At 74.1% G+C, this 19,162-nt stretch carries 14 protein-coding genes and 1 riboswitch; of the genes, 1 reads left to right on the forward strand and 13 read right to left on the reverse strand.

Annotation, left to right across the window (positions count from 1 at the left end):
• Positions 1-76 precede the first annotated feature (76 nt).
• The 6 genes from cobC to cobM all read right to left on the reverse strand — a co-directional run bounded on the left by cobC (position 77) and on the right by cobM (position 6,751).
• Positions 77-1,216 carry an Rv2231c family pyridoxal phosphate-dependent protein CobC gene (gene cobC, locus ACZ6KY_RS02340; RefSeq protein WP_469308408.1) on the reverse strand — a complete coding sequence of 380 codons (1,140 nt, stop codon included), beginning with the start codon at positions 1,214-1,216 and terminating at the stop codon, positions 77-79.
• The gene (locus tag ACZ6KY_RS02345) at positions 1,206-2,159 is read right to left on the reverse strand and encodes a sirohydrochlorin chelatase (protein ID WP_469308409.1); all 954 of its coding nucleotides are present in this window, start codon (positions 2,157-2,159) and stop codon (positions 1,206-1,208) included. Before ACZ6KY_RS02345 ends, cobC begins: the two co-directional genes overlap by 11 nt.
• Positions 2,156-2,857, reverse strand: coding sequence for a precorrin-8X methylmutase (locus ACZ6KY_RS02350; protein ID WP_469308410.1), 702 nt, complete (start codon positions 2,855-2,857; stop codon positions 2,156-2,158). Before ACZ6KY_RS02350 ends, ACZ6KY_RS02345 begins: the two co-directional genes overlap by 4 nt.
• A complete protein-coding gene (gene cobJ, locus ACZ6KY_RS02355; RefSeq protein ID WP_469308411.1) occupies positions 2,854-4,560 on the reverse strand; it encodes a precorrin-3B C(17)-methyltransferase in 1,707 nt (568 codons plus the stop codon). The genes ACZ6KY_RS02350 and cobJ overlap by 4 nt, the downstream gene beginning before the upstream one ends.
• Positions 4,557-5,816, reverse strand: a complete 1,260-nt coding sequence (cbiE, locus tag ACZ6KY_RS02360) for a precorrin-6y C5,15-methyltransferase (decarboxylating) subunit CbiE (protein ID WP_469308503.1) — start codon at positions 5,814-5,816, stop codon at positions 4,557-4,559. The genes cobJ and cbiE overlap by 4 nt, the downstream gene beginning before the upstream one ends.
• A 98-nt stretch (positions 5,817-5,914) precedes the next feature.
• Entirely contained in the window at positions 5,915-6,751 is an 837-nt protein-coding gene (gene cobM, locus ACZ6KY_RS02365) for a precorrin-4 C(11)-methyltransferase (protein ID WP_469308412.1), read from the reverse strand.
• A 109-nt stretch (positions 6,752-6,860) separates the two neighbouring features.
• On the opposite strand from cobM, the gene ACZ6KY_RS02370 reads away from it, so the two are divergent.
• Positions 6,861-7,589, forward strand: coding sequence for a ZIP family metal transporter (locus ACZ6KY_RS02370; RefSeq protein WP_469308413.1), 729 nt, complete (start codon positions 6,861-6,863; stop codon positions 7,587-7,589).
• An 80-nt stretch (positions 7,590-7,669) separates the two neighbouring features.
• Here ACZ6KY_RS02370 and cobI read toward each other — a convergent pair whose 3' ends face one another.
• The 7 genes from cobI to ACZ6KY_RS02405 are packed head-to-tail and all read right to left on the reverse strand — an operon-like array spanning position 7,670 to position 18,730.
• Positions 7,670-8,419 carry a precorrin-2 C(20)-methyltransferase gene (cobI, locus tag ACZ6KY_RS02375; protein WP_469308414.1) on the reverse strand — a complete coding sequence of 250 codons (750 nt, stop codon included), beginning with the start codon at positions 8,417-8,419 and terminating at the stop codon, positions 7,670-7,672.
• A complete protein-coding gene (locus ACZ6KY_RS02380) occupies positions 8,416-9,921 on the reverse strand; it encodes a cobyrinate a,c-diamide synthase (protein ID WP_469308415.1) in 1,506 nt (501 codons plus the stop codon). Before ACZ6KY_RS02380 ends, cobI begins: the two co-directional genes overlap by 4 nt.
• On the reverse strand, positions 9,918-10,517 hold the full coding sequence (cobO, locus tag ACZ6KY_RS02385; RefSeq protein WP_469308416.1) for a cob(I)yrinic acid a,c-diamide adenosyltransferase: 600 nt from the start codon (positions 10,515-10,517) through the stop codon (positions 9,918-9,920). Before cobO ends, ACZ6KY_RS02380 begins: the two co-directional genes overlap by 4 nt.
• Positions 10,517-12,532, reverse strand: coding sequence for a putative cobaltochelatase (locus tag ACZ6KY_RS02390; RefSeq protein WP_469308417.1), 2,016 nt, complete (start codon positions 12,530-12,532; stop codon positions 10,517-10,519). Before ACZ6KY_RS02390 ends, cobO begins: the two co-directional genes overlap by 1 nt.
• Positions 12,529-16,182: a cobaltochelatase subunit CobN gene (gene cobN, locus ACZ6KY_RS02395; protein ID WP_469308418.1), complete on the reverse strand. Its 3,654-nt coding sequence runs from the start codon at positions 16,180-16,182 to the stop codon at positions 12,529-12,531. Before cobN ends, ACZ6KY_RS02390 begins: the two co-directional genes overlap by 4 nt.
• Positions 16,179-17,774 (reverse strand): cobyric acid synthase, encoded by a 1,596-nt coding sequence (locus ACZ6KY_RS02400; RefSeq protein ID WP_469308419.1) that lies wholly within the window; start codon positions 17,772-17,774, stop codon positions 16,179-16,181. Before ACZ6KY_RS02400 ends, cobN begins: the two co-directional genes overlap by 4 nt.
• Positions 17,771-18,730 carry a cobalamin biosynthesis protein gene (locus ACZ6KY_RS02405; RefSeq protein WP_469308420.1) on the reverse strand — a complete coding sequence of 320 codons (960 nt, stop codon included), beginning with the start codon at positions 18,728-18,730 and terminating at the stop codon, positions 17,771-17,773. The genes ACZ6KY_RS02400 and ACZ6KY_RS02405 overlap by 4 nt, the downstream gene beginning before the upstream one ends.
• Before the next feature lie 107 nt (positions 18,731-18,837).
• Positions 18,838-18,978, reverse strand: a riboswitch (cobalamin riboswitch).
• Positions 18,979-19,162 lie beyond the last annotated feature (184 nt).

Raw genomic sequence — 19,162 nt, forward strand, 5'->3', positions numbered from 1 at the left:
GGCGACGCCATGGACTGCGGGGCTTACGGGGACGGCGGGGGTTGCGGGGCTTACGGGGACGGCGGGGGTCGCCGCGCTACGGGGACGGCGGGGGCTGCCGGGGCGGAACAACCCGGGGACCGCCTCCACTTCCGCCCAGGCTCCCGCTCACGGTCATCGCCCGGTCCAGCGCCTGCAGGAAGCGGTTGACCGTCGCCCGGTTCCGTACCGCGATCCGCAGCCACTCGTCCCCGAGCCCGGGAAACGTGTCCCCGCGCCGCACCGCGAACCCGAGATCGCGAAGAACCCGGCGCACCCCGGTGGCCCGCGGCAGCCGTACCAGGACGAACGGTCCCTCCGCCGGTTCCACCACCCGCAGCCCGTCGGAGCAGCCGAACTCCCGCAGCCCCGCCACCAGATGGGCCCGGTCCGTGGCGATCCGGCGTGCCGCGTGCGCCGCCTCCGCGAGCGCCTGCGAGGACATACAGGCCTCGGCCGCCGCGAGCGCGGGCGTCGAGACCGGCCACAGCGGCTGGGCGCGCTCCAGCTCGGCGATCGTGCCGGGACCGGCCAGCGCATAGCCGATCCGCAGGCCCGCGAGCCCCCACGTCTTCGTGAGACTGCGCAGCACGACGAGTCCGGGCACGTCCGTCCGCCCGGCCAGCCCCTCGCGCTCCCCCGGCACCGCGTCCATGAACGCCTCGTCGACCACCAGCACCCGCCCGGGGCGGGCCAGTGCGGCGATGGCCGCGGCAGGGTGCAGGACCGACGTCGGATTCGTCGGATTGCCGATCACGACCAGGTCGGCGTCCTCGGGGACGGCGCCCGCGTCGAGCCGGAAGCCGTCCCCCTCGCGCAGCAGGACGCGGCCCACCGTGTGGCCGGCGTCCCGCAGGGCGGCCTCCGGCTCCGTGAACTGCGGATGCACGACCACCGGCCGGCGTACCTTCAGAGCCCGCGCGAGCAGCACGAAGGTCTCGGCCGCGCCCGCCGTGAGCAGCACCCGCTCCACGGGCAGCCCGTGCCGCGCCGCCACGGCGGCCCGGGCGGCCCGTCCGTCCGGGTAGGCCGCGAGGCCAGGCAGCGACGCGGCGATCCGGTCGAGCAGCCACGCGGGCGGGGTGTCCGCGCGGACGTTCACGGCGAGATCGGTGAGCTTGGAGCCGTCGTCGCGCACCTCGGCGTCCCCGTGGTGCCGCAGGTCGTGCCCGCCCTCGGCGGCCTCTTCAGTGCGCATGGGTATGCGTGTGCCCCCCGTGATGGTGGTGACCGTGTCCGTCGTGGTGGCCCTGTCCGTCGTGCTGGCCGTCGTCGTCCGGGTGGAAGTGCGGCTGCTGGGGGAGCCCCACCTTGTCCTCGAAGCCGGGCAGCGCGATCCGGTAGACGCAGGAGTCGCAGTTCATCCGCACGTCGCCCTTCACCGCCTCCCGGTAGCGCTCCATGACCAGATCGAGCAGTTCGGGCTCGGGGCCGATGACCTCGGCGGAGCCCACCTCGACCCGCGGGTGGGCGGCGGCCCAGTCCTCCGTCTGCCGCCGCACCCGGTCCGGGAGGATACCGGTGAACAGGAAGTAGGGCAGGACCACGATCCGGCGCGCGCCCAGCTTCACACAGCGGTCGAGACCGGACGGCACATCAGGTGCCGCCAGGGACACGAACGCCGTCTCGACGCCCGCGTAGCCCCGGCCCTCCCACAGCAGCCGCGCGGCCTTGTGCACCTCGGCGTTGGCGTCCGGGTCGGTGGACCCGCGGCCCACGAGCAGCACCGTCACCTCGGCCCGCTCCTCGGGGGTCCGGGCGCCGTCGCCGAGGGCCTCGTCGAGGCGTCGCTCCAGCACGGCGAGCAGCGAAGGATGCGGGCCCAGCGGACGCCCGTACGTGTAGGAGATCCCGGGGTGCCGCTCCTTCTCGCGGGTCAGCGCCGCCGGGATGTCTCCCTTGGCGTGCCCGGCGGACACCAGCATCAACGGCACGGCGGCGAAACGCCGTACCCCCTGCCCGACGAGTTCGCTCACGGCGTCGCCCAGCGGCGGCGGCGACAGTTCGATGAACCCCCCGGCGACGGGCAGTTCGGGATGGCGGCGCCCCAACTCCCGTACGAAGGAACGGAAGGCCTCGGCTCCGGCCTCGTCCCGGGTGCCGTGTCCGGCGATGAGCAGTGCGGGGGGCGGGGTGGTCACGATGTCTCCTTGGCGGCCGAGACGGCCTCAGCGGTCGGCGAGGCCATCTCGGCCCGAGCGGTCTTCGCGGGCTGGTCGGCCCGAACGGATTTCGAGGCCTGGTCGGCCTGCGGAACAGGGTGGTACAGCAGGGCGTTGAGCGCGGCGGCCGCGACCGCCGAACCGCCCTTCTCGGACACGTTGCTGACGGCGGGCAGGCCGCTCTCGCGGAGCGCGGCCTTGGACTCGGCCGCGCCGACGAACCCGACGGGCAGACCGATCACGAGCGCCGGATCGGCGTCCAGCCGCAGCAACTCCTCCAGCGCGGTGGGCGCGCAGCCGATCACCCACAGCGCGCCGGGCCCGACCTGCTCGTACGCGAGCCGGACCGCGTGCGCCGAACGCGTCAGGCCTGGGCCCGACGTGGCGTCCTTGAGGCGGCAGACGGCGGCGCGGCGGGTGATGCCCGCCGCGACCATCTCGACGTCCGCCACGACCGGCGCCCCGGCGTGCAGCGCCGCGTGCGCCCGTATCAGGACGTCCTCGTCGGTGACGAGATCGCTCGCGTACTCCAGGTCGGCGGCGGAGTGGATCACCCGCTCCACCACCGCGCGCGTCAGCGGCGGGAAGCGCGAGGTGTCCAGGCGGGCGCGCAGCCGCCGGAAGGACTCCTGCTCGATGGGGTGCACGACCCGGCTTCCGGGGAACACCTGGCTCACTTGGGCTCCTCCTGCCAGCGGTAGCCGCGCGGCGTGACCATGCGCCCGGCGATCTCACGGGTCGCCGTGTTGCCCACGGTCACCACGGTCATCATGTCGACGATTACCGGATCCAGGGACCCCAGCGTCGTGACCCGGCTCGACTCGTCCGGGCGGGAGGCGTTGCGCACCACACCCACCGGCGTCGCCGGCTCCCGGTGCTCCGCGAGGATCGCGAGCGCCTTGGGGAGCTGCCAGTCCCGGCCCCGGCTGCGCGGGTTGTAGAAGGTCACCACGATGTCCGCCTCGGCCGCCGCGCGCACCCGGCGCTCGATGACCTCCCACGGCGTGTGCAGGTCGGACAGGCTGATCGACACATGGTCGTGGCCCAGCGGCGCGCCGAGGATCGCCCCGGCCGCGAGCGCCGCGGTCACCCCCGGCACCCCGACGACGTCGATGTCGTCGGACGCCTCGGCCAGCGCGGGCGACGCCATCGCGTACACGCCCGCGTCGCCGCTGCCGATCAGCGCGACGGCCTGCCCGCGCCGCGCCTCGGCCACCGCCGTGCGGGCCCGCTCCTCCTCGGCGCCGAGCCCCGACTCCAGAACCAGCGTGCCGGGCCGCAGCAGGTCGCGGATCTGGTCGACGTACTGGTCGAGCCCGACGAGGACCGCGGCCCGCCGCAGCTCCGCCGTCGCGCGTGGGGTCAGCAGATCGCGGGCGCCCGGGCCGAGGCCCACGACCGCGAGCCGTCCGCGGGCCGGCCGGCGCACGATCGCGCAGGTCGCCATCGCGGGCTGCCCGTCCGCGCGTACCGACTTCCGCTTGGGGACGAGGAGTTCACCCCCGCCCACCAGCGCCGCGGCCTCCGCCACGGACGGCGTTCCGACGGCGGCGAGCGGCGCGTCGGAGGGGTTCGGGACCGCCACCGCCGCCAGCTCCCCGGCGGTGTACGTGACGACCGGCACCCCGAGCCGCGCGGCGGCCCCGACGATGCCGGGCTCCTCGGACTTGGCGTCGACGGTGGCGAGTTCGGCCACCGAACGTACGGAAAGACCGGCCTCCCGCAGGGCGTCCTCGACGAGCCCGAGGACTTCTTCCACGGGCGCGCCCCGGGAGGCGCCGACCCCGACCACGAGGGACGGCGGGCGCAGGACGACCTCGCGCGCGGCGGGTTCCCGGTCGCGGTCGGAGATGCGAAGGACGGCGGCGCCCGACTTCGCCGGGCTCCCCACGTTCGGCGGCAGCGCGGGCAGCGGCCAGACCGACTCCGCATCCAGCACCACCGGTTCGCCGTCCAGCATGGCCCGCGAGACCCCGGCGACATCCCCTTCCACCGGCAGACCCAGGGTGTCGAGACCGGGCACCCCCACCGCGTCGGTCGCCGTCGTCACCACGGGCTCGGCACCGAGCAACTCGCCGACCTCGCGGGCGAGTTCGTTCGCCCCGCCCGCGTGGCCGCCGACCAGCGACACGGCGAACCGTCCCGCCTCGTCGACGCACACCACCCCGGGGTCCGCCCCCTTGTCGACGAGCAGCGGCGCGACGAGCCGTACGACCGCGCCCGTGGCGAGGAAGCACACCACCTGGTCGCACTCCGCGAAGGCCCGCCGCACGGCGTCCGCCACGGGCCCGTCGTACACCCGGGTACGCGTGGACCATGCCGCGGCGAGCCGGTCACGGGCCACCGCGCCCGCCGCCGTGGCGGAAATCAGGCCGATCACTGGGGAACTCCTTCGGTACGGGCCGGAGGCCGGACGCCCCACAGCACAAAGACGGGATTGGTCGCCGCGAGCCGGGACACGCCGCCCGGCAGCGGGGCGAGCCGTGACGACTGCAACAGGACGCCGTCGCAGGCGAATCCGGCGGCGGTGAGCGCGTCCCGCGCGGCCGGCACCCGGTCGAGCGAGGCCATCGCGATCACGACGGCCCGCCGGGCCCGGCGCGCGCACACCGTGACGATCGCGGGCAGTTCACGTCCGCCGCCGCCGATGAACACCGCGTCCGGATCGTCCAGTTCGGACAGCACCGTGGGCGCGGCCCCGTGCACGACCCGCACGTCCACGCCGTGCGCCGCCGCGTTGGCGCGGATGCGGTCGCAGCCGTCCCGGGTCTTCTCGACGGCGGTCACCGCGGCGCCGAACCGCGCGCACTCCACGGCGACGGAACCGGAGCCCGCGCCGACGTCCCAGACCAGCTCGCCCAGCCGCGGTCCGATCCTGGCCAGCGCCAGCGCCCGTACCTCGAACTTGCTGATCATCGAGTCGCGGTGGGCGAACTCGCTCTCGTCCAGGGCCCATCGGTCGGGTCCGGCGACCGGTCCGGCGACCGTCCGCACCGGAGCCAGGACTCGCGACTCGTCCAGGCACAGCACGACACTGACCGCCGTACCCCAGTCACGGGCGGCGGCCCCGGCGGGCGTGACCCGCTCGACGCGCTCGTGCTCCGGGTCGCCGAGGGCGCTCGCCACGACGAGGACGCGCCCCGCGCCCCGGTGGGCGAGGGCGGCGCCCAGCTCGGCGGGCCCGGACCCCGGACCGGTCAGCACGGCCACCTTGGGCCGCGACCGGCAGACCTGGACGGCCGTACGAAGATCACGCCCGTGCGCGCTGACCACCACCGCGTCGTCCCAGGGCAGCCCGAGCCGGGCGAAGGCGGTCGCCACGGACGAGACACCGGGGCGGACGTCCAGCCGCTCGGCCCCGAACCGCTCGGCCAGCGCCCGCACGATCCCGAAGAACCCGGGGTCGCCCGAGGCCAAAACCACGACCGGGCCCCCGGGCGCCCCGTCGTCCGCGTACCGCTCGATGCGGTCCAGCGCCGGCGCCAGCGGGCCGAGCACCACCCGCTCCGCCCGCTCCGGCAGCGGGGCCGCCGCCAGATGCCGCCGGGCACCCACGACCAGCCCGGCCCCGGCGAGCACACCCCCGGCGTCCGGGGACAGCGGCGCCCCCGTGCCCGTACCGACGACGGTGATCACCACGGAGCGGTCCGCCGGAACGACGGACCCACCCTCCGCACCGATCGACTCCTCCTCCGCGCCGAGGGATTCCCCCTCCGCGCCGACGACGTCCACGCTCATGACGCGGGGTCCTGCGCACCGCTCCGGCGCGCGGCACGCAGTTCGGCGCGCGCCTCGGGGTCCGCCTTGCGGAAGCCGTGGAAGTGACCGGGGTGGTAGAGGTGCGACCGGGTGCCGCTCGCGTCGAGCGCCGGGCCGACCAGGAACAGCGTGTGCTTCCAGAGCTTGTGCTCCTTGACGGTCTCCTCCAGCGTGCCGATCGTGCACTTCACGATCAGCTCCTCCGGCCAGGTCGCCTGGTACGCGACCACGACCGGCGTGGTCGTCGGATAGCCGCCCTCCAGCAGCTCCCGCACCAGCTGGCCGCTGCGGGCCGCCGACAGGAACAGCGCCATCGTCGTGCCGTGCTTCGCGAACTCCCGTACCTCCTCACCGGGCGGCATCGGCGTCTTGCCGCCGCCGAGCCGGGTGAGGATCACCGACTGCGCGACCTCGGGAATCGTCAGCTCGCGCTGGACGAGCGCGGCCACCGCGGAGAAGGACGAGACACCCGGCACGATCTCGGTCTCGACGCCGAGCTCGGCGCACCGGTCGACCTGCTCCTGCGTGCCGCCCCACAGGGCCGGGTCGCCGGAGTGGATCCGCGCCACCCGCAGCCCCTCGGCACGGGCCCGCTCGTACACGGCGACGACGTCCTCCAGCGACATCGTGGCGGAGTCGAGGATCTCGGCGCCCTCGCGCGCGTGGTCGAGAACCTCGGCCTGCACCAGGCTCGCCGCCCAGATCACCACGTCGGCCTCGGCGATGGCGCGCGCGGCGCGGAACGTCAGCAGGTCGGCGGCGCCGGGGCCGGCACCGACGAAGGTCACTTTGCCGGTGGGGGCATCGGCCATGGGAATCGGTCCTCTCCTACGGAAAATCAGGGGTACTGCGAAAGGTTCAGTGGGCGCGGGGCCGTCGCCTGAGGTGCGCGACCGGGGGGTGATCGGATAGCAAGGGCCTATGGCGGTCCTCGTCGCGCTCGGCGCGTTCCTGATGACGCTGGCCGGCGGCTGGACGGCGCAGCGCGTGACCGACCGCCGCCATCTGGTCCTCGGCCTGGCCGGCGGCCTGATGCTCGGCGTGGTCGGCCTCGACCTGCTGCCGGAGGCGCTGGCCGCGGCGGGCACCGAGGTGTTCGGCGTACCGGCCGCGCTGCTCCTCTTCGTGACCGGCTTCCTGCTGGCCCATCTGGTCGAACGCCTGCTCGCCCATCGTCAGGCCGCGCACGGCGGCGACGAGAACGACGGACGCGCGCCCGAGGTGGGCCTCACGGCGGCCGCCGCCATGGTCGGGCACAGCGCGATGGACGGCGTCGCGATCGGCGCCGCCTTCCAGGTCGGCGGGGGCATGGGGCTCGCGGTGTCCCTCGCGGTGATCGCCCATGACTTCGCGGACGGCTTCAACACGTACACGATCACGAGCCTGTACGGGAACGCCCGCCGCAAGGCCCTGCTGATGCTGTACGCGGACGCGGCGGCCCCCATGGTCGGCGCCGCCTCCACCCTCTTCTTCACCATCCCCGAGCCGCTGCTCGGCGGCTACCTCGGCCTCTTCGGCGGCGTGCTCCTCTACCTGGCCGCCGCCGAGATCCTTCCGGAGGCACACCACGAGCACCCCGCGCGCTCGACCCTGCTGTGCACGGTCGCGGGCGTGGCCTTCATCTGGCTGGTGGTGGGCCTCGCGTCCTGAGCCCGAAAGGCGCGCCGCGCCGGCTGGATCCGGGCGATCCGGCGCGGGGGGCGCGTCCGCCGGGTGGGTGTGGGTGCGGGTCACAGCTTTCCGCCGCGTTTCCCGTCGCGGCGCGCGGGCGCGATGAGCGTCGAGAGGTAGGGGAGCGGCTCCCCGTCGAGCTCGCCCGCAGGCCGGATCGACTCGTCATCGAGGCCGAGCGCCGACCCCCAGACGGCGTCGTCGATCCGCCCGCTGTCCCGCAGCGCCTCGGCGACCTCCCGCGCCTGCCGCCCGAACTTGTACGCGACCACCGTGCCGGGCCCGTTCAGCGCGTCCTTGAGCACGGCGGACCCCGCCGTCACCGGGACGAGCGTGAGCGGTTCGGTCCCCTCGGTGAGAACGGCCCCCGACCGTGCGGCGAGGTCCTGCATGGCGGTGATGCCGGGCACCGTCTCCACGACCGTGCCCGGGACCAGCTCCGCGATCGTGTGCGCGAGATAGGTGAACGTCGAATACACGTTGGGGTCGCCGATGGTGGCGAAGGCGACCGAGGCGTGCCGGCCGAGCAGGTCGGCCACCCGCGCGCCGGCGGCGTCCCAGGCTGCCTCGCGCCGCCCCCGGTCGCTCCGCTCGTTGAGCGCGAACACCACCCGGACGACCTTCTCCTCGGGCACGTAGTGCAGGACGGTCGCCTCGGCCCGCCCCCGCTCGCCGCCGTCCTTCCCGTCCGGCGCGGCCATCACGGGGACGACGACGACCTCCGCCGTGCGCAGGGCGTTGACGCCCTTGACGGTCACCAGCTCGGGGTCGCCGGGGCCCACCCCGACTCCGATCAGCTTGCTGCTCATGACGTCAGGCACCTCTCGACGAACCGACGGGCCACACCGGGCTCGGACGCCCAGTGCGTGTGCAGATAACTCGCGTGCACGCCTCGCTGCACGAATCCTTCGACGCGCCGCTCGGGGGCGCGCAACCCCCAGGCGGGAGCGGCCCCGGCGCCGGGCTCGACGACGGTCCGGTGGAACTCGTGCCCGCGCATCCGGGTACCGGCCGGGGCCAGCGCGCTGTCGCCGATGGCCACGGCGTCCCGGTAGCCGAGGGTGAGCCGCTCGTCCATCCGGGCCACGGCGTCGATCACCCCGCACATGGGCCGCCCGTCCAGTTCCCGCGCCAGATACAGGAGTCCGGCACACTCGGCCGCGACCGGTGCCCCGGCGAACGCCAGCTCGGCCACCGCCTTGCGCAACGGCTCGTTGGCGGACAGCTCGGGCCCGTACACCTCGGGGAACCCGCCGCCGATGACCAACCCGCCGGTTCCGTCCGGCAGTTGCTCGTCCCGCAGCGGATCGAAGGTGACGACCTCGGCCCCGGCGGCGGTGAGGAGTTCGGCGTGTTCGGCGTAGGAGAAGGTGAAGGCGGGACCGCCGGCGACGGCAACTCGCTTCACCCCAAACGGAGTTCGGTCCGCCGGCCCGTCATGCCCTCGACGGCGGGCCGGGCCGGGCCCCGGGGAGGCCGCCATGGCGGAGGGGGAGAGGGGCGGCACGGGCGAGGCGGGAGACGCCCCGGCCGCGACCGAGGAGGGAACCGCGTCGGCTCCGCCCGGGGGACGCACCGCCTCGGCCGCGTCCCAGGCCGGACCCGACAGCTCGCCCGCACCGCGCGCCAGCGCGAACAGCGCGTCCAGATCGCACCCGGCGCGCACCTGCTCGGCCATCGCGGCGACCGCCTCGACCGCCTCCGAACGCCGCTCGGCCACCGGGACGAGCCCCAGATGCCGGGACGGAGTGCTCACCTGCTGGGCCCGCCGCAGCACGCCGAGCACCGGCACCCCGGACGCGTCCAGCGCCTCCCGGAGCATGGCCTCGTGCCGCTCGGAGCCCACCTTGTTGAGGATCACTCCCGCGACCCGCACCTCGGGGTCCCAGGAGGCGAACCCGTGCACCAGCGCGGCCACGGACCGCGACTGCGAGGACGCGTCGACGACCAGCACCACCGGCGCCCGCAGCAGCTTCGCCACCTGTGCCGTGGACGCGAGTTCCCCCTCGCCCGCAGCCCCGTCGTACAGCCCCATCACGCCCTCGACGACCGCGAGATCGCACCCGAGCGCCCCGTGCGCGAACAACGGGCCGATCAACTCGGGGCCGCACAGGTAGGAGTCGAGATTCCGTCCCACGCGCCCGGTGGCGAGCGCGTGATACCCGGGGTCGATGTAGTCGGGCCCCACCTTGTGCGGGGACACGGCGAGCCCCCGCGAGGCGAAGGCCGCCATCAGCCCCGTGGCGACGGTGGTCTTGCCGCTGCCAGAGGAGGGCGCGGCGATGACCAGCCGGGGAACGGACGACGTCACCACTCGATACCCCTCTGCCCCTTCTGGCCGGCGTCCATCGGATGCTTGACCTTGGACATGTCGGTCACGAGATCGGCGAAGTCGACCAGCTTCTCAGGGGCGTTGCGCCCGGTGATCACGACGTGCTGGGTGCCCGGACGGTCCCGCAGCACCGCCACGACCTCGTCGGTGTCGATCCATCCCCAGTGCATCGGGTACGCGAACTCGTCGAGCACGTACAGCTTGTACGTCTCGGCGGCGAGGTCCCGCTTGACCTGCTCCCAGCCCTCGCGGGCCTTCTCCTCGTTGTCCATCTGCGCGTCGCGCTGGACCCAGGACCAGCCCTCGCCCATCTTGTGCCAGTCGACGGTCCCGCCCTCACCGGAGGCGCCGAGGACCCGCAGCGCGTTCTCCTCGCCGACCTTCCACTTCGCCGACTTGACGAACTGGAACACCCCGATGGGCCACCCCTGGTTCCAGGCGCGCAGCGCGAGCCCGAACGCGGCCGTCGACTTGCCCTTGCCGATCCCCGTGTGCACGACGACCAGCGGCCGGTTACGACGCTGACGGGTCGTCAGGCCGTCCTCCGGTACGACACTCGGCTGTCCCTGCGGCACTACGCGGCCCTCCTCGAAGTTCCCTGCACGTCCCGGACGAGCCCGGCGATCGAATCGGCCCGCAGCTCGTCCAGCGTCACCGGCGTGCCGCCCAGCTCCCCCGCGAGCTGCCCCGCGAGCCCGAGCCGTACCGGCCCCGTCTCGCAGTCGACGACCACCGAGGCGACCTGGTCGGCCGCGAACAGCCGCGCCGCGCGCCCTGCCGTGGCGACCGGTTCGGCCCCGCCCGTGGCCCGCCCGTCGGTCACGACGACCACCAGCGGGCGCCGGGCGGCGTCCCGCAGCCGCTCCACCCGCAGCACCTCGTGGGCCCGCAGCAGCCCGGCCGCGAGCGGCGTCCGGCCGCCCGTCGGCAGCGACTCCAGCCGGGCCGCGGCGGCGTCCACCGACGAGGTGGGCGGCAGCGCGACCTCGGCGGCCGACCCGCGGAAGGTCACCAGACCCACCTTGTCCCGTCGCTGGTACGCGTCGAGCAGCAGTGACAGCACGGCGCCCTTGACGGCGCCCATCCGCTGCCGCGCCGCCATCGACCCGGAGGCGTCCACGACGAAGAGCACGAGGTTGCCCTCACGGCCCTCGCGCGTCGCCTGCCGCAGATCGTCCCGCCGGACGACGAGACCGCGGCCCGACCGTCCGCGCGCCAGCTGATGCGGCGCGGCGGCCTGCACCGTCGCCGCCAGGTGCAGCTTGGTGAGCGTCCCGCCAGGCCGCCGCGACCCGGTCGTGCGGCCGTGCTCGGTCCGCGCGCGCGAACGCCGTCCGGCCGCGCCCTCGCCGAGTCCGGGCACGCTCAGCGCTTTCGTACGAAAGGGTTCGGCGGCCCGTACGGGCGACTGCTCGCCGCCCTGCCCGGCCGGCGCCTGCCCGTTCTCCGACGGCTCGCCCTGCGCGGGCACGTCACCGGCCGGGGACCCGTCGTCCGGACCGTCCTGCGGCGGCTGCCCGCCACCTCCCGGCCCGTCCGGGTCCGGATCCGGCTCGTCGTCCTCCGAGCCGCCGTCCGAGCCCCCGAACTCCTCCAGCGTCTCGTCGAGCTTGTCCTCGTCGATCCCGGGCGCGTCGAAGGGGTTGCGCCGCCGCCGGTGCGGCAGCGCGAGCAGCGCCGCCTGCCGTACGTCCTCGGCGAGGACCTCGGTGCGTCCCGCCCAGGCGGCGAGCGCGGTCGCGGTCCGCGCCATCACGATGTCGGCGCGCATGCCGTCCACCTCGAAGGCCGCGCAGGTCGCCGCGATCTGCCGCAGCGGCCCGTCGCCGAGCCGTACGGAGGGCAGCAGCGCGCGGGCCGCCACGATCCGGGCCCGCACGGCGGCCTCCTCGTCGGCCCAGCGCGCCGCGAAGGCGGCCGGGTCGTCGTCGTGGGCGAGCCTGCGCCGGACGACCTCGACCCGCTGGTCGGGTTCCCGCGAGGCCGCGACCTCGACGGTCAGCCCGAACCGGTCGAGCAACTGCGGCCGCAGCTCGCCCTCTTCGGGGTTCATCGTCCCGACGAGCAGGAACCGTGCCGCATGTCGTACGGAGACGCCCTCGCGCTCGACGTACGAGGCGCCCATCGCGGCCGCGTCCAGCAGCAGATCGACCAAGTGGTCGTGCAGCAGGTTGACTTCGTCGACGTAGAGGATCCCGCGGTGGGCGTCGGCGAGCAGGCCCGGCTCGAAGGCCTTCACGCCCTCAGCGAGCGCCCGCTCGATGTCGAGCGCGCCCACCAGCCGGTCCTCGGAGGCCCCGACGGGCAACTCGACCATACGGGCCGGGCGTTGCGTGCCGGTCGCCGCCTCGTGCGGACCGTCCGGGCACGCCGGGTCGGGAGCGGCCGGGTCGCACGAGAAACGGCACCCGGGAACGACGGCCACCTCCGGCAGCAGCGCCGACAGGGCGCGTACCGCGGTGCTCTTGGCGGTGCCCTTCTCGCCGCGCACGAGGACTCCGCCGACCGCCGGACTGACAGCGTTCAGCAGCAGCGCGAGCCGCAGGTCGTCCTGGCCGACCACCGCCGTGAACGGGAACGGGGTACTCACTGGTCGTCACCCTCCAAGTCGCCTTCGAGCTCCAGATAGGTGGCGCGCAGCCGCTCCAGCGTCTCCGCGTCCGGCTCAGCCCACAGCCCACGATCAGCCGCCTCCAGCAGCCGTTCGGTGATGCCGCGCAGCGCCCAGGGGTTGGACTTCCGCATGAACTCCTGGTTCTCCGGGGCGAACACGTACTCGGACGCCAACTTCTCGTACATCCAGTCGTCCACGACCCCGGCCGTGGCGTCGTAGCCGAAGAGGTAGTCGACGGTCGCCGCCATCTCGAAGGCGCCCTTGTAGCCGTGCCGGCGCATCGCGGCCATCCAGCGCGGGTTGACCACCCGGGCGCGGAACACGCGGTGCGTCTCCTCGCCGAGCGTGCGGGTCTTCACCTGGTCGGGCACGGCGGAGTCACCGACGTACGCCTCGGGGCTGGCGCCCGTCAGATGGCGCACCATCGCGACCATGCCGCCGTGGTACTGGAAGTAGTCGTCGGCGTCGACGAGGTCGTGCTCGCGGGTGTCGACGTTCTTCGCCGCGACGGCGATGCGCCGGAACGCCGTCTCCATGTCCCCGCGCGCAGCCCGGCCGTCGAGCCCGCGCCCGTAGGCGTAGCCGCCCCACACCGCGTACACCTCGGCGAGGTCGGCGTCCGAGCGCCAGTTGCGGGCGTCGATCAGGGGCAGCAGACCGGCACCGTACGCGCCCGGCTTGGAGCCGAAGATACGGGCCGTCGCGCGCCGCCGGTCGCCGTGCTCGGCGGTGTCCTCGTCGGCGTGCTTGCGCACGTAGTTCCGGTCGGCGGGCTCGTCCAGCTCGGCGACCGCGCGCACCGCGTCGTCGAGCAGACCGACGACGTGCGGGAACGCGTCCCGGAAGAACCCCGAGATACGGACCGTGACGTCGATGCGCGGGCGGCCGAGCTCGTCGAGCGGGACGACCTCGAAGCCGGTCACGCGCCGCGACGCGTCGTCCCACACCGGGCGGCAGCCGAGCAGCGCGAGGATCTCCGCGATGTCGTCGCCCTGGGTGCGCATGGCGGACGTGCCCCAGACCGTCAGCCCGACGGAGGTCGGGTAGGCGCCGGTGTCCTGGAGGTAGCGCTGGACGAGGGAGTCCGCGAGCGACTGGCCGACCTCCCAACTGAGCCTGGACGGAATCGCCTTGGGGTCGACCGAGTAGAAGTTGCGGCCGGTCGGCAGGACGTTGACGAGCCCGCGCGTCGGCGAACCGGACGGGCCCGCCGGGACGTAACCGCCGTTCAGCGCCTTGAGGATGTGCCCGATCTCGTCCGTCGTCCGGGCGAGCCGCGGCACGACCTCGCGGCACGCGAACTCCAGCACCGCGACGGCGTCGGGGAGTTCGGTGCCCAGCACCTCGCGCACGAGCGCCGGGACGGCGGCCGGGTCCCAGCCGCGCTCCTCCAGACCCAGCGCCGCCCGGCGGCACAGCTGCTCCAGCAGGTCGATCGCGTCGGCCGCGGTACGGGCCGGCCCCTCGACGAGGTCCGTCAGCTCGACGGGCGCCTTCACCGGAGCGCCCGGCTCGGCGAGCAACTCCTTCTCCACCAGGCCGAAGTGCTCGGCGAGGCAGGCGCGCAGACCGGGCAGCGCGTTCGCCGTGCCGCCCCACACCTGCGAGGCGCGCAGCACGGCGAGCACGAGATTCACCCGCGGTTCGGCCTCCGGGCCGCCGCCCAGGATGTGCAGGCCGTCGCGGATCTGCACGTCCTTGATCTCGCACAGATAGCCGTCGATGTGCATCACGAACGCGTCGAAGTCGCCGTCGTCCGGCTGGTCGTCGACGTGCAGGTCGTGATGGAGTTCGGCCGCCTTGACCAGCGTCCAGATCTGCGCGCGGACCGCCGGGGCCTTCGTCGGGTCCAGGTCGGAGACGAGCGCGTACTCGTCGAGGAGCTGCTCCAGCTTCGCGAGGTCCCCGTAGGTGTCCGCGCGGGCCATCGGCGGCACGAGATGGTCGACGACGGTGGCGTGCCCGCGGCGCTTGGCCTGGGTGCCCTCGCCCGGGTCGTTGACGATGAACGGGTAGACCAGGGGGAGTTCGCCGAGGACGGCGTCGGGCGCGCAGCCGCCGCTGAGCCCGAGCCCCTTGCCCGGCAGCCACTCCATCGTGCCGTGCTTGCCCATGTGCACGACGGCGTCGGCGCCGAACGAATTTTCCAGCCATCTGTACGCGGCCATGTAGTGGTGCGACGGCGGCATGTCCGGGTCGTGGTAGATCGCGATCGGGTTCTCGCCGAAGCCGCGCGGCGGCTGGATCATCACCACGACGTTCCCGAACTCCAGGCACGCCAGCACGATGTCGTCGCCGTCCACGTAGAGCGAGCCCGGCGGCTCGCCCCACGCCTCCAGCATGCCCGCGCGCAGGTCGGGGTGGAGCGTGTCGAACCAGGCCCGGTAGTCGGCGAGCGGCACCCGCGCCGGAGCGGCGGCGAGCTGGTCCTCGGTCAGCCACTCGACGTCGTGACCGCCGGCCGCGATGAGCCGGTGGATCAACTCGTCGCCGTTGTCGGGGTATTCGGTGAGGGCGTAGCCCGCGTCCCGGAGCGCGTCGAGCACCCGTACGGCGGAGGCGGGTGTGTCGAGTCCGACCGCGTTGCCGACCCGCGAGTGCTTGGTCGGGTAGGCGGTGAAGACGATCCCGAGCTTCTTCTCCGCGTTCGGCTTGTGCTTCAACAGGGCGTGCCGCAGGGCGATTCCGGCGACCCGCGCGGCCCGCTCGGGGTCGGCGACGTACACCGGGACGTCGTCCGGGCCCTGTTCCTTGAAGGAGAACGGCACGGTGACGATCCGGCCGTCGAACTCCGGGATCGCGACCTGCATCGCCGCGTCCATGGGGGACAGGGCCGCGTCCGACGCCTCCCAGGCGCTCTTCGACGAGGTCAGGCAGAGCCCCTGGAGCACCGGGATGTCGAGGTCGGCGAGCGCCCCGATGTCCCAGGCCTCCTCGTCGCCGCCCGCGGACGCCTCCGAGGCGTGGGTGCCGCCCGCCGCGAGGACGGTGGCGACGAGCGTGTCGGCCCGGCCGAGGATCTCGTACAGGCCCGGGTCGGCACCGCGCAGCGAACCGCAGTACACGGCGAGGGCGTTGGCGCCGCGCGCCTCGATCGCGTCGCACAGCGTGTCGACGAACGCGGTGTTCCCGGACAGTTCGTGCGCGCGGTAGAACAGCACACCGACGGTCGGCCGGCCCTCGACGAACCCACGCTCGCCGTGGACGCCGAACTCCGCGGTCCTGTGCGGCTCCTCGAAGCCCTCGCCCGTCAGCAGCACGGTGTCCGAGAGGAACCGGGCCAGCTCGGCCAGGTTGGCCGGGCCGCCCTCGACGAGATAGCGCAGCGCCTCCGCGACCACCCCGGCGGGCACCGACGACTCGGCCATCAGCTCGGCGTCCGGGACGGACTCGCCGCCGAGCAGCACGGTCGGGATGCCGGACGCCTTCAGGAAGGCCAGCCCGTCCTCCCAGGCCCGCTTGCCGCCGAGCAGCCGTACGACGGCCACGTCCGCGCCCTCGACGAGCGCGGCGAGTTCGCCCGCGACGTCCACCCGGGTCGGATTGCCGATCCGGTAGGCGGTTCCACTGGCGCGGGCGGCCAGCAGATCCGTGTCGGCGGTCGACAACAACAACACTGTGCTCATGCGGGTGCTCCCGGTGGGATGAAGGGCAGTCCTTGCGGCGCGCCGGACTCGATGAGCCGCCACAGCGCGTCCGTGTCCGCGTGTTCCTCGATCAGGTCGCCGAGCCGGTCCAGCTGCTCCTCGCGCAGCGCCGCGAACGACGTGTCGGCCGCCGGTACGAAGCGGCGGCCCGCGGCGGCGGCCACCTCGCGCAGGAAGGCCCGCCGGAAACCGTCCGACTCCAGTGATCCGTGCCAGTGCGTGCCCCAGACGGAGCCGACGCGGCACCCGTCCAGGCTGTGTCCATGGTCATCGGAGATGAACGCCTCGCCCCCGGTGACTTCGGCTACACCGTGGTGGATCTCGTAGCCTTCGACGCGCTCTCCGAGGGCCTTGCCGACCGGCCGCGTCAGCGTCTTCTCGCGCGCGAACCGCACGCGGACGGGCAGGAGCCCGAGCCCGTCGACCTGACCGGCGCGCGACTCGACCTCGTCCTCGATGTGTTCCCCGAGGAGCTGGAAGCCGCCGCAGACGCCGAGGACGGGCCGCCCCTCGGCGGCCCGGCGCGCGATCACGTCCGCGAGGCCGCGCTCGCGCAGCCACGCCAGCGCCTTCACCGTGCCCCGGGTCCCGGGCACGACGACCAGGTCCGCGTCGGCCAGTTCCTCGGCCCGGTCCACGAACCGCACGACGACGCCGGGTTCGGCGGCCAGCGCGTCCACGTCGGTGAAGTTGGACATCAGCGGGACCGCGCACACGGCGACCCGCAGGATGTCCGCGCCGACGGGGGAGGAGACCGCCGACTCCCGGACCGCCCCGCGCAGCGAGACACGCAGTCCGTCCTCCTCGTCGATGCCCAGACCGTGCTGGAAGGGCAGGACGCCGTAGGTGCGCCGCCCGGTGAGACCGTGCAGCATGTCGAGCCCGGGCTCCAGCAGGCCGACGTCACCCCGGAACTTGTTGACGAGGAACCCGGCGACGAGCGCCTGGTCCTCGGGCGACAGCAGCGCGACCGTCCCGAAGAACGAGGCGAACACACCGCCCCGGTCGATGTCGCCGACGACGAGCACGGGAAGCCCCGCGTTCCGCGCCACCCCCATGTTCACGATGTCGGTGCGCCGCAGATTGATCTCGGCCGGACTGCCGGCCCCCTCACAGATCACCGCGTCATACGTGCCCCGCAACTGGGCGAGACAGTCGAGGACGGTCCCGAGGAGTGCTTCCTGACGCCCTCCGCGCAGCCGTTCCCCGGGCGCCTCGGCGCCCGGCAGCGGCTGCGCCGACGGCCCGGACGTCCCGAAGAACCCGCGCGCGCTCATCTCGCCGACCGGCCTGCCCATCAGGACGACCTGGCTGGTGCGGTCGCTGCCCGGCTTGAGCAGCACGGGGTTCATCAGCGCGGTCGGTTCCACGCGGGCGGCCTGCGCCTGCATGGCCTGCGCCCGCCCGATCTCGGCGCCCTCGCGCGTCACGAACGAGTTGAGGGACATGTTCTGCGCCTTGAAGGGCGCGACCTTGACGCCCTGGCGCACGAGCCACCGGCAGATCCCGGCGGTCACGACGCTCTTGCCCGCGTCGGAGGTGGTTCCGGCGATCAGCAGCCCGCCGCTCATGCGGTGCGCCCCTTCCTGGTGAGCGGAACCGTGAGCAGCACCCGTCCGGCGGCGCTCACGCCGAGCGCGAGCCAGCCGACGCGCCGGGAGAGCCGTACGGCCCGCTCGATGTCGTGGAGGTGGACGGCGCGCCCCGCGTCGTTGAGTACGGGCCGGTGCTCGACCCGTCCCCCGTACGAGAGGGTGCCGCCGAGCCGCACACCGAGCGCGCCCGCGAAGGAGGCCTCCACGGGCCCGGCGTTGGGGCTCGGATGGTCGCGGGCGTCCGCGCGCCAGGCGCGTACGGCGCCCCGCGGGTCGGACCCGGCCACGGCCGCGAGGACGGCGGTCAGCCGGGCTCCGGGCCAGCCGGCGACGTCGTCGAGCCGCGCCGAGGCCCAGCCGTAGCGCCGGTACTTGGGGGACTTGTGCCCGACCATGGCGTCGAGCGTGTTCACGGCGCGGAAGGCGACCAGTCCCGGCACACCGGCGACGGCGCCCCAGACCAGGGCGCCGACGACGGCGTCGGAGGTGTTCTCGGCGACGGACTCGACGACGGCCCGCGCGATCCCGTCGGCGTCGAGGGCCTGCGGATCGCGGCCGCACAGACGCGGCAGCCGCTCCCGGGCCGTGTCGAGGTCACCGGCCGAGAGCGCGCCACCGATCGCCCGCGCCTCACGGCCGAGGGAGGTCCCTCCGACGACGGCCCAGGTGGCGGCGGCCGTCAGCGCGACCGAAGCGGTACGGGAGGTACGTACGGAACGGCTCGTGAGCGCGGCGAGTCCGGTGACACCGCCCACGCAGACGGCCGTGTGCAGTGCGCCCCACCCGCGGTGGTCCCGCCACAGTGTCCGCTCCACGGCCGCGGCGGCCCGCCCGAACGCGGCGACCGGATGTCCCCGGCGGGGATCGCCGAGCAGCAGGTCGCCGAGGAGGCCGGCGGCGGCGCCGTACGCGAAGACGCGATCGGCACGCACGGGGTCAGCCCGTCGTTGGGTGGAGTGGAACCCTCGTACTCAGCGGAACGGGCAACGGGCAGCCGCGCATGGCGATATGTCCTCACTCAGGGTGTCCACGCCCTGGTTCGACGAGACCGGCGGTGAGAGTTCCTGGCTCCCGGGGAGTTTCCTCCCCGATGACAGTGGCGGGACCGCGCCGGATTCGCACCGGCTTCCTCTCATGCCGCCGTACTTGGCTCCGGCAGTCCACCACGGGGTGAGAACGGCCGTCAACTGACTGTTGACCTGCGGAGGGACAGTGTGCGCAGGCCCACATACGCGTGGGGTGGGGGGGGGGGGGGGGCCCCCCCCCCCCCCCCCCCCCCCCCCCCCCCCCCCCCCCCTCCTTGTCTCTCGTTTCGGGCTTCTTTTTGGTTGTTAGGGGAGCGGCGGACCCCCACCACACCGTGA

This window comes from Streptomyces sp. NPDC042002 (genome assembly GCF_055588305.1).